A 516-nucleotide genomic window follows, 5' to 3' on the forward strand; every position below is an offset into this window, starting at 1 on the left:
CGCCGGCGATCGCGGCCGTAGCCGTACCGTCACCATTGTCCGTCCAGATCGCACCATCGTTGTTGGCGCTGAAGCTCAGTCCCGTGGGGATGTAATCGGTTACCTCAATGTTGGCGGCCGTAACCATTCCCTGGTTCGTCACCGTAATCGTGAACGAAACCTCATCGCCCGGTTCAACGACCGGTTCCTGACCAGCACTCAACACTTTGGTCAGTGCCAGGTCGAAGGGATTGACCCGAATCAGGGCAGGGTCAGCATCATCTTCGTCCGTATTCTCCTCGGTATCACCGGGAGCGCCACTGCCGTCACCGGTCGTAGCATCGTCGGAGGGTGTGCCCACCGCACCACCGGCGTCGTTGCCGTCGTCGGTGTCCGGGGTGGAGTCAATATCTTCCACCGCACCGTCTTCGCTGTCCGTAGCCGCACTAATCTCCGCTACGTTCACCAGGTCTTCTCCGTCCGTGCCGGCGTCTACCGTCAGCAGGATCGTCAGCGTAGTGCTTGCACCCGGAGCCA

At 61.0% G+C, this 516-nt stretch carries 1 pseudogene; it reads right to left on the reverse strand.

Features of this window, described 5'->3' with window-relative positions:
- A pseudogene (locus E1J53_RS23885) lies at positions 1–516 on the reverse strand (DUF11 domain-containing protein); the annotation flags it as partial.

It is taken from the genome of Lewinella sp. W8 (assembly GCF_004375085.3).
Lineage (GTDB): Bacteria > Bacteroidota > Bacteroidia > Chitinophagales > Saprospiraceae > Neolewinella.